We start from the raw sequence: 9,947 nt of genomic DNA, 5'->3' as shown, positions 1-9,947 counted from the left end.
GGTGTTTGTCAAGGCATCTTTCCCGCCTTGACAAACACCCCCGCGCCGTAGTCACAATCAAGCTTCGGGGTGCCCGTCTCGCCATCCAAACGCAATGTCGCCGCCAGGCGACGAGCCGCCCGAGAACTCACCCAACCCCGAGATAAGCCTCCTTGATACTGGTATCAGCCAGCAACTCCTGCCCAGTACCAGTCTTCGTGATCTGCCCAGTCTCCAGCACATAAGCCCGATGCGCCCGAGACAACGCCTGCTGCGCATTCTGCTCAACCAGCAGCACCGTAGTCCCCTGCCGATTGATCTCCGTGATAATCCGGAAAATCTGCTGAATGAACTGCGGCGCCAACCCCATCGAAGGCTCGTCCAGCAACAACAACCGAGGCTTGGCCATCAACGCCCGCCCAATGGCAAGCATCTGCTGCTCACCCCCGGACATCGTCCCGCCGACCTGAGTCTTCCGCTCAGCCAACCGCGGAAACAACTCGAACACCCGGTCAAAGTCCGGCTGCAGATTTTTCCGGTCCTTGCGCGCATAAGCGCCCATGTCCAGATTCTCGAGCACCGTCATGCCAGGGAAAATCCCCCGACCCTCCGGCGCCTGAGAAATCCCGCGAACCACACGCAAATCCCCGCGCAGCCGCGAAATGTCCTCGCCGTCGAACCGGATAGCTCCGCCGGAAATCGGCCGGATGCCGGAAATCGCCCGCATCGTGGTCGATTTGCCGGCGCCGTTCGCCCCGATGAGGGTGACGATCTCGCCCTCGTTGACCGTGATGGACAACCCGGACACGGCCTGGATCCGTCCATAGTGGACGGAAACGTCGGAAAGCTCAAGCAACGTCATCGTCGGGAACTCCCAGGTAAGCGGCGATCACGGCGGGGTTCTCCCGGATCTCGGCGGGAAGCCCGTCGGCGATCTTCTTGCCGAACTCCAGCACCACGATCCGGTCGGTGACGCCCATGACGAGCTTCATGTCGTGTTCGATCAGCAGGACGGTGTAGCCGTCGTCGCGGATCGTCCGGATCAGCCCCATGAGCTCTTCCTTCTCCGCCGGGTTGAACCCGGCGGCCGGCTCGTCGAGGCACAGCAGCTTCGGCTCGGTGGCCAGCGCCCGCGCGATCTCCAACCGCCGCTGATAGCCGTACGGCAGGTTCTTCGCGCGGTCCGCCGCCCGGTCGGCGATGCCGACGAATTCCAGCAGCGCCATGGCCTTCTCGATCGCCTGCTTCTCCTCGCGGTGGTGCCGCGGGACCCGCAGGAGCGCACCGAGCAGGCTGGTCTTGTGCCGCGCGTCGGTGCCGACGACCACGTTCTCCAGCGCGGTCATCTCGGAAAACAGCCGGATGTTCTGGAACGTCCTGGCGATGCCGAGCTGGGTGATCCCGTGCCGCGACGCCTTGCCGAGCGGCTTGTCCTCGAGCAGCACCTGCCCCGAGGACGGCCGGTAGACGCCGGTCATCGCGTTGAAGCAGGTGGTCTTGCCCGCGCCGTTCGGCCCGATCAGGCCGAGGATCTCGCCGCGCCGGATCTCGAAGGACACCGAGTCCAGCGCCACCAGGCCGCCGAAGCGGACGGTGACGTCGTCGACCTTGAGCAGCGTCTGCCCGTAATCGGCCTGGATCTCCCGGTCCGGCGCGACGACCTCGGCGACCTCGGCCTCGTGCTCGGCGAGCTCGTCGGCGGTCATGTTCGCGACCTCGGCCACGAGGCCGCCCTCGGCCGGGACCTCGGGCCCGTTTCCGTTGCCAGGGACCGTCATGCCTTCTCCCCCGGGTTGTCGGACGCCAGCGAACCGTCGCTGCTGACCTGCTCGCCCTTGCCGAGCAGCCGCTGGTACGCCTGCCTGCCGTACGCGAGCAGCCGCTGCCGCGCGCCGAGCAGGCCCTGCGGGCGAAAGATCATCAGGACGATCAGCGCGAGTCCGAAGATCAGGTACTTGTACTCCGCGATCGCCTGGAACCGCAGCGGCACGTAGGCCACCACGATCGCGCCCAGCAGCACGCCGACCTTGTTGCCCGCGCCGCCGAGAATGACCGCGGCCAGGAACAGCATCGACGTGACCACGTCGAACTTCTGGTTGTTCACGAAGCCCAACTGCCCCGCGTACAGCGCGCCGGAGAGGCCGCCGACCGCGGCGCCGCCGACGAACGCCCAGATCTTGAACTTGAACGTCGGCACGCCCATGATCTCGGCCGCGTCCTCGTCGTCGCGGATCGCGACCCACGCGCGGCCGACGCGGCTGCGCTCCAGGTTCCCGACCACGAACAGGATGACGATGATGATCGTGACGCAGAGCCAATACCACGGGATGCCGTCGGTGTTGTTGAAGAGCGGATTGCCGTCCGCCTTCACGCCCGGCGGATGCCCGACGCCCTGGAAACCACGGTTGCCGCGCAGCGGGTCGATGTTGTCGGCCAGCAGCCGCACGATCTCGCCGAAGCCCAGCGTGACGATCGCCAGGTAATCGCCGCGCAGTCGCAGCGTCGGCGTCCCGAGGACGACCCCGAAGATCATCGTGACCACCATCGCGATCGGCAGCACGACGAGGAACGGCAGCTTCGCCAGCGACGAGTCCGGGCTCGTGAAGAGCGCCATCACGTAGGCGCCGATCGCGAAGAACCCGACGTAGCCGAGGTCGAGCAGACCCGCCTGGCCGACCACGATGTTGAGCCCGATGGCGACCAGCGCGTAGCGGGACACCTCGAACATCGCGATCGGGAAGTCGTACCCGGGCTGGGTGGTGATCAGCGGCGGGTTCAGCACCGGCAGCAGGTAGACCAGCGCCACCAGCGGGATGAGCACGCCCCACTGCTGGACGCGGGACAGCCGGTTCCACCAGTCCGAAACGGGACGGCGGCGCGCCTTCGCCGGAGCGGCGGGCGGCGTCGTGGTCGTCGTCATACCCGTGCCTTTCCGAGCGATTCGCCGAGAATGCCGGTCGGGCGGAACATCAGGATCAGCACCAGCAGGGCGAACGCGACGACGTCGCGCCACGCGCCGCCGAACAGCGACTGCCCGTAGTTCTCCACTACCCCGAGCAGCAGGCCGCCGAGCAGCGCGCCGCGCAGGTTGCCGATGCCGCCGAGCACCGCGGCGGTGAACGCCTTGATGCCGAGGATGAAGCCGCCCTGGTACGAGGCGCCCTGCGGGATCTTCATCATGTAGAACAGCGCCGCCGCGCCGGCCAGCAGGCCGCCGATGAGGAACGTGAGCGTGATGACGCGTTCCTTGTTGACGCCCATCAGCGTCGCGGTGTCCGGGTCCTGCGCCACCGCGCGGATGCCGCGACCGAACTTGGTGCGGTTGACGAACATGTCCGTGCCGACCATCAGCAGGATCGACGCCACCACGGTGATGATGGTGACGATCGTGACGCTGCCGCCGAAGATCGTGAAGACCTCGTCGTTGCGCAGCAAGCGGATGCTGTTCTCCGGGTTGCCGCCGCGCCAGATGAAGAGGATCTGCTGCAGCACGAAAGAGGCGCCGATCGCGGTGATCAGGAAGACCAGCCGGGGCGCCTTGCGTTTGCGCAGCGGCCGGTAGGCCACGCGTTCCAGCACGACCGCGGTGCCGCCGGACACCGCCATCGACGCGATGAGCGCGAGCAGCAGGAAGCCGATCAGTTCGAAGATCGGCAGATCGGGGGTCGCGCCGGAGCGGAAACCCAAGCCGTAGAAGGTGAACCACGTCGCGAAGGCGCCGTAGATGAACACCTCGGAGTGGGCGAAGTTGATGAGTTTGAGCACGCCGTAGACGAGGGTGTAGCCCAGCGCCACGAGCGCGTAAATGCTGCCGTAGGAAAGACCGTCGATCGTGTTGTCCCAGAACTGGTTCAGGAACGAATTCACGTCGAAGGTGATCCAGCTGCCGCCGCCCTGCGCGAGGACGAGCGAACTGAGGTCAGGGGTCATCGACACACTAGTTCTCCATGTGGGTCCGGGGTGCGGGCCAGGCGGGATCAGCCGCCTGGCCCGCACCCCGGTACTGGAACCGAAAGCGGTGAGCTACTTGATCTCGGTGTTGCGGACGATCTTTCCGTTGTCCACCTTGTAGGTCCACACGGTGGTCGCGGACAGCTCGCCGTGGTCGTCCCACTTGAAGTGCTTCGTGATGCCCTGGCCGTCGTAGGTCTTCACGTAGTCCAGCAGATCGGCGCGGGTCTTCTTGCCGGCGTCGATGCCCTTCAGCAGGATCGTCGCGACGTCGTAGGCCTCGGGCGAGTAGGTGCCCGGGTCGACGCCGGTCGCCGCCTTGTAGGCGTCGGTGAACTTGGTGAACTGGTCAGCCGGGACGCAGGGGCAGGTGAAGTACGCGTTGGCGGCGGCGTCGCCGGCGCCCTTCACGAACAGGTCGTCCTTCACGCCGTCCGGGCCGACGAACTTCGCCTTGACGCCGGCGTCGTTCAGCTGCTGCGCGAACGGGGCGGCTTCCTGGTAGTAGCCCGAGTAGAAGATCGCGTCCGGCTTCTCGCCCTTGATCTTGTTGACCACGGCGGAGAAGTCGGTCTGCTTCGTCTTGACCTTGTCCTGGCAGGTCGCCTTGTCGCCGAGCGCCTTGATGGTCGAGGCGGCGAGGCCGGTGCCGTACTCGGAGTCGTCCTCGATGACGCAGACCTTGCTGGCCTTGAGCTCGCCGGTGATGAACTTCGCGGCGGCCGGGCCCTGCGCGTTGTCGTTGCCCAGTGCGCGGAAGAAGGTCTTCCAGCCGTTCTGCGCGAGCGACGGGTTGGTCGCGGACGGGGTCACGGCGACGAGGCCCGCGGAGTTGAAGATGTTGCCCGCGGCCTTCGACTCGCCCGAGAACGGGAGGCCGATGACGCCGACGATGCCCGGGGTGTTGACGATCTGGGTCACGATGCCCGGCGCCTTGTCCGGGGTGCCCTCGGTGTCGAACTGCTCCAGCTTGACCTGGCAGCCCGGGTTCGCCTTGTTGTGCTGGTCGACCGCCAGCTTCGCGCCCTTGAGGATGTTCTGGCCAAGGGCCGCGTTCGCGCCGTTGATCGTGCCGGCGTAGGCGATCGAGGTCGGCGCGCACTGCGCCTTGCCGTCTCCCGCCGGGTCCGCCGCGTTCGCCGCCGCCGACGGGGCCGCGGCCTGCGGCGCGCCGCTGTCGCCACCCGAGTCACCGCCGGTCCGCGCCGAACAGGCGCCAAGGGAGATGACTCCCGCCGCGGCCAGCACGATGACCTTAGTGAGTCGTGCTCTCTGCACTCGTTCCTCCAAATGCCACCCGCGACGTTCCCGGGGAACGGCGGGTCCCTGCGTGGGACTTCGACTGGGCGCTGAACGTAGCCGCCGGGTGAGGTGTTGCACAGAGTCACAGCGAGTCTTGTATCCACATCGTGACGGTCGTCACGAGAATTAACGGACGATTTACACTCGATCGTCTTATTGCAACGACCGAGTGAATGACTCTTCGTGTCCGAGCACCCCTCGAAAGGACCTTGACCAGACGTCCGATCAATGGGGGCAGTCTAGGAACATCCCCTCCGTCACCGTGACCGACACCACGATGCCCCGGCCTCCAAGGTAGCAACCTTGCCCTTTCGCGCAGGGCGGATCAACCCGCGCGGGTGGGTCCGGGGCCGGTGCGGCAGAAGGGTTTTCGCTGGTCAGCAGCCAAGTTTCGGCGCGACACGGCGCTGGCGGACGGACGCGGCAAAACGGGCGGGGTCCCGCTGGCCGGGAGCGCACTCCGGGTCCGGGCGGTCACTCTCCGGCGCGATCTCCGGTTTCGGGCAGCGAAAAGCGGGCGCGACCCGTTGGTCACGCCCGCTTTTTCAGTGCCTGTCGCTCAGCCGATGCTTTCGACGACCGCCTCGGCGACGGCCTTCATCGTGGTGCGCCGGTCCATCGCGGTGCGCTGGATCCAGCGGAACGCGTCCGGTTCGGTGAGCCCCTGGCGGCTCATCAGCAGGCCCTTCGCCCGGTCGATGACCTTGCGGGTCTCGAGCCGGTCGGTGAGCCCGGCGACCTCGGCCTCGAGGGCCTGCAGCTCGGAGAACCGGCTGACGGCCAGCTCGATGGCGGGCACGAGGTCGCGTTTGGCGAACGGTTTCACCAGGTACGCCATGGTGCCCGCGTCACGGGCCCGTTCGACGAGGTCGCGCTGGCTGAACGCGGTGAGAATGACGACCGGCGCGATCCGGTCGCCGGTGATCCGCGCGGCCGCCTCGATGCCGTCGAGCTTCGGCATCTTGACGTCGAGGATCACGAGGTCCGGCTTGAGGTCGGTGGCCAGCGCGATGGCCTCCTCGCCGTCGCCGGCCTCGCCGACGACCTCGTAGCCCTCTTCGCGCAGCATTTCCACCAGGTCGAGCCGGATGAGCGCCTCGTCTTCCGCGACGAGCACCCGTCGCTGCGGCACGCCGGCGGCGGCGCCGTTCGACTCGGCAGCCTGTTCGGTCACCGGTGTCCTCCTGAAGGCTCGGCGGGACGTCTTCGACACGCGGTCACCCGCGAGAGCCCAGCGTACCGGGACCGATCCAGATCCCACGATGGCGTTCACCACGAAGTGGCGGGAGACACCCAGCCCCGGCCCCAAGTCGATCACCGCCGATCACCGGACCCGGTCGCCGGCCGGGAAGACGGATCCCGTAGAGTTTCCGGTACTACGGCCCCGTAGCCCAACTGGCAGAGGCAACGGATTCAAAACCCGTCCAGTGTGAGTTCGAATCTCACCGGGGCTACTCGACTTTCCTTTGTTTTCCCGCCTCAGTGGGTTAACGCCGCGACCGCGCAGCGCGCTTGCGCGACATTTCCGCAGGTCAACCGGTGCAGGTTCGCATACCCCAGTGACTTAGGCGGGAGGCTGCGCGCCCCGGCGGAAGCCGCGACCGGACGGCTGGCGCACGCCTCAGCTGATCAATGCGGCAGTTCAGCCAGCTCCGGCAGTCGAAATCAGTGCGCGCCGGAAGCTCCGGGCGCGTCGCCGCGATGACCAGTCTGTCGCGTCAGCCGTGGCGTGCTTCCTTCAGTTTCAGGAGGAGACTTCTGGAGGAGCACGGATGCTCGACGGGGCCGATGGCTTTCTGTTTCAGGCAGGAGCTTGTCGCGCCTTCGTCACCCGGGGAAGCGCTCCGCGAGCCATTCGCCGATCTCCGCCGCCGCGAGGCTGGCGCCGGTGGGTTCGCCGGGGCGGAGCGGGCCGCCGAAGTGGGTTCCGGCTACGCGGCGATGGTCGACGTCGTGGGTGCCTAGTGCGGCGACCATCGCCTTCGCGTCGGCCGGGAAACAGGCTGCGTCGCCGGTGAGTTCCACGAACAGCGACGGGGTTCGCACGCCGGGAGCGCAGCGCAGGAAGTCGGCGTTGGTCGTGTTCGCCGACCAGGTCGACAGCCACGCTTCCGGGGTGACCAGCCGGGCGAAACCGACCAGGCCGTAGTCGGTGAGGTCGGGGCGGCGGCCGAACAGCGAGCCGTACGGGCGCTCGTTCGGGTCCAGGGACAGGTCGACGAAACGCAGGTCGGCATCGGTTCGGTAGATCGTGAGGATCCGAGGGGCCACGGAAGCCCGGCGGTCCGCGGGGTCTTGGGTGGTCTTGAAGCGGGCCCGCGCTTCGTCGGCGAGCGCGACTCGGGCGCGGGCTTCGGCGTCGATCCGGGCGATCCGGTCCGCTTGCGCGGCGCGGTAGCGCTCGACGAAGTCCGCGGAGTAGGCGGAAGACGTTGGGGGGACGGCGAAACCGTTGGCTGTCGCGAACGGGTCGAGGTCATCTAGCACGGACAGCGGGTCTGCTTCGTCGGCGACGGACGGGTCGATCAGCCGCTGCAGCAGCGCGCCTTGTCCTGGGTGCGGGGCAAGGAAGACGGCACCGTCGGGAAGAGGCAAATCGGCGGACGCCAGGTCGACCGGGCGGCCGGACGGGGCGGTGGCGATCCGGTGTTCCGGGGCGAGCCCGGCCTGCTGGTGATAGAAGGCGAACAGGGTGCCGCCGCCGGAGTGGCCGAGGGTGATCCGGGAGGAAAATCCCTTGTCCCGCAGGAAAACCTGTCCGGCCGCGACGTCGAGAAGCGCCTGTTCGTGGATCAGGTTCAGGTCGTTGTTCGGCGATCGGGTGCCTTGCGTCCACACCGCGAAACCCCGCGCCAGCAGCTCCGGGACAAGCACGTGGTGGGTCGTGTCCATGCGGGGGTGCATGATCGACACGACCGTGCGAGCGCCGGGCTGTGTCCGCAGCACGCCGGAGATCTTCGCGCTGTCTGCGGTGGCGAGTTCGTGCGCGGAAGTGATTGTGCCGGAGGGGATTTCGGCCGCGTCGATGTACCGTCCTGCGCCAAGACGCGCGGTCATCGTTCTTCCAGCCGCAGTGCGTCCTTGTCCCACTGGGTGATTTTCGCGTCCAGCAGGCCCGCGAGGCTGCTGTACCAAACAGCGTGCCGACAGCCGGTGGCGCGGCGGTCGATGACGATCGGGCCTGGTGCGCTGACTTTGAAATAGGACCCGACCCGGTCGACTGTGACGGTGTCGGCCTCGGCAGCAACAGCCACGATCGGCCGGTTTTCTGGGACGTCCAGCAAGAACACGGCGGTCATCGCGCGGGCACCTCCGGAGCCGAAGCCCGCTCGACGATCAGCTCAGCCTTCCGGACCAGGAGCGCGTCCATCGACGGCGCGGGGCCGGACACAACGTCGACCAGTGCGTCGATGGTGATGTTCGCGTCGAGGTCCTCCTGCGGCGTCACCGGGCGCAGGGCGCGGGTGATCTCGACCATGTAGCCGTTGGGGTCGTGGGTGTAGATCGACTCGATGGTCTCGTGCTGGATCTGCATTTCGACCGGCCACTCGCTCCCGTCGAGGCGGCGGCGGTACTCCAGGAGGTGCTCCTCGCTGTCCACGTGGATCGCGAGGTGGCGCGAGCGGATGAAGAACAGCGGCACGTCCTCGGAGAACTTCGCGTACACATCGCCCTGCGGGCCGCCTTCGAACTGCTCAAGCCCGAAGTAGTAGAAGAACGCGAGCCGGTCGTTGTTGCCGATGTCGAAGAAGAAGTGGATGAAGTCCGGGTGCTGTTCCGGACCCCAGCCGGCGGCGCAGATCGAGTGCACCACGGGGAAACCGAGGGTGTCCCGGTAGAAACGGACTGTCCCCGCCGGGTCGAAGGTGGGGAAGGCGACGTGGTCGACGCCCTTAACCAGATGTGCTTCGGACATGCCGGTTCTCCTTTCAGACGGTGGCGTGGGCGCGCAGGAGGCTGCCCGCGCCGTCGATCGAGACGTCGAGGCCGAGGCTGCGCAGAATGCTGTACGCGCCCGCGGTCGCGGCGGACAGGACGGGAATCCCGAACTCCTGCTCGGCGGGCTCGATCAGGCTGAGCGAGGGCATCTGCACGCAGCAGCTGAGGACCAGAGCGTCCACATCGGACAGATCGAGCGACCGCGCGGCCGCCATGACCCGGTCGCCGGGGATGCAGCCGACCTCGTTGTTGTCGGACACTTCGAGCGCGCGCCAGTCGGCGATCTCGAAACCCTCGGCTTCGAGGTACTCGACCACCTGCTGCGCGAGCGGCTTCAGATACGGCGTCACCAGGGCGACCCGCCGGGCGCCGAGCGCGCGCAGGCCCTCCGCGAGCGCACCCGCGCTGGACCGGACGAGGGCCTCGGATCCGCCGGTGGCGAGCTGCTCGGCGACGGCGGATTCGACTCGCCGATGCTCCCCCGGACCGCCGACCATGACGGCCACCAGGCAGGCGTACAGGATCACCTCCGGCGAGGCGTCCGCGATCTCCATGACGCATCGCTCGCGCTGGGCGTTCATCGCCGCCAGCCCGGCCGGCGAGACGGTGTGCATGCGCATCCGCGTCGAGTGGAACGAGAAGTCCGCGCAGCGGTGCCTCGCGAGCAGCGCCGGCATCTCGGTCTCGACGGTGACGTTGCTGCTCGGTACGACGAGCCCGATCCGGTGGGTGCTCATGAGGATCCCTTCAATTTCTTGCGTCTGTGTCGAGTATTC

Annotated in this window: 10 protein-coding genes and 1 tRNA gene; 1 reads left to right on the top strand and 10 read right to left on the bottom strand. The window is 67.3% G+C overall.

Features of this window, described 5'->3' with window-relative positions; all coding sequences use genetic code 11:
- Positions 1 to 127: 127 nt before the first annotated feature.
- From ABZX37_RS43955 to ABZX37_RS43930, 6 genes are all read right to left on the bottom strand, one after another.
- Positions 128 to 841: an ABC transporter ATP-binding protein gene (locus ABZX37_RS43955; RefSeq protein WP_116203489.1), complete on the bottom strand. Its 714-nt coding sequence runs from the start codon at positions 839 to 841 to the stop codon at positions 128 to 130.
- Complete coding sequence (locus ABZX37_RS43950) at positions 828 to 1,757, bottom strand: ABC transporter ATP-binding protein (RefSeq protein WP_354750118.1); 930 nt, start codon at positions 1,755 to 1,757, stop codon at positions 828 to 830. Before ABZX37_RS43950 ends, ABZX37_RS43955 begins: the two co-directional genes overlap by 14 nt.
- Positions 1,754 to 2,899 (bottom strand): branched-chain amino acid ABC transporter permease, encoded by a 1,146-nt coding sequence (locus ABZX37_RS43945; protein ID WP_354750116.1) that lies wholly within the window; start codon positions 2,897 to 2,899, stop codon positions 1,754 to 1,756. The genes ABZX37_RS43950 and ABZX37_RS43945 overlap by 4 nt, the downstream gene beginning before the upstream one ends.
- The gene (locus ABZX37_RS43940) at positions 2,896 to 3,909 is read right to left on the bottom strand and encodes a branched-chain amino acid ABC transporter permease (protein ID WP_344286446.1); all 1,014 of its coding nucleotides are present in this window, start codon (positions 3,907 to 3,909) and stop codon (positions 2,896 to 2,898) included. Before ABZX37_RS43940 ends, ABZX37_RS43945 begins: the two co-directional genes overlap by 4 nt.
- 93 nt (positions 3,910 to 4,002) lie before the next feature.
- Positions 4,003 to 5,178, bottom strand: a complete 1,176-nt coding sequence (locus ABZX37_RS43935; protein ID WP_354750121.1) for a branched-chain amino acid ABC transporter substrate-binding protein — start codon at positions 5,176 to 5,178, stop codon at positions 4,003 to 4,005.
- A gap of 613 nt (positions 5,179 to 5,791) precedes the next feature.
- Complete coding sequence (locus ABZX37_RS43930) at positions 5,792 to 6,406, bottom strand: response regulator (RefSeq protein WP_009079762.1); 615 nt, start codon at positions 6,404 to 6,406, stop codon at positions 5,792 to 5,794.
- Between the two features lie 206 nt (positions 6,407 to 6,612).
- Here ABZX37_RS43930 and ABZX37_RS43925 point away from each other — a divergent pair.
- Positions 6,613 to 6,686: transfer RNA gene (locus ABZX37_RS43925), tRNA-Leu, on the top strand.
- 373 nt (positions 6,687 to 7,059) lie between these two features.
- Here ABZX37_RS43925 and ABZX37_RS43920 read toward each other — a convergent pair.
- Genes ABZX37_RS43920 through ABZX37_RS43905 form a run of 4 tightly spaced genes read right to left on the bottom strand, consistent with a single transcriptional unit; the run spans position 7,060 to position 9,908 of the window.
- On the bottom strand, positions 7,060 to 8,289 hold the full coding sequence (locus ABZX37_RS43920) for an alpha/beta hydrolase (protein ID WP_354750114.1): 1,230 nt from the start codon (positions 8,287 to 8,289) through the stop codon (positions 7,060 to 7,062).
- The gene (locus tag ABZX37_RS43915; RefSeq protein WP_354750112.1) at positions 8,286 to 8,531 is read right to left on the bottom strand and encodes a hypothetical protein; all 246 of its coding nucleotides are present in this window, start codon (positions 8,529 to 8,531) and stop codon (positions 8,286 to 8,288) included. Before ABZX37_RS43915 ends, ABZX37_RS43920 begins: the two co-directional genes overlap by 4 nt.
- Positions 8,528 to 9,148, bottom strand: coding sequence for a VOC family protein (locus ABZX37_RS43910; protein ID WP_354750110.1), 621 nt, complete (start codon positions 9,146 to 9,148; stop codon positions 8,528 to 8,530). Before ABZX37_RS43910 ends, ABZX37_RS43915 begins: the two co-directional genes overlap by 4 nt.
- 13 nt (positions 9,149 to 9,161) lie before the next feature.
- Positions 9,162 to 9,908 (bottom strand): maleate cis-trans isomerase, encoded by a 747-nt coding sequence (locus ABZX37_RS43905; RefSeq protein WP_354750108.1) that lies wholly within the window; start codon positions 9,906 to 9,908, stop codon positions 9,162 to 9,164.
- Between the last annotated feature and the right edge of the window lie 39 nt (positions 9,909 to 9,947).

This window comes from Amycolatopsis sp. NPDC004079, from assembly GCF_040610415.1.
Lineage (GTDB): Bacteria > Actinomycetota > Actinomycetes > Mycobacteriales > Pseudonocardiaceae > Amycolatopsis > Amycolatopsis halotolerans.
Note: the sequence above shows the minus strand (reverse complement) of the source record. Positions and strands in the feature narration are given on the sequence as shown.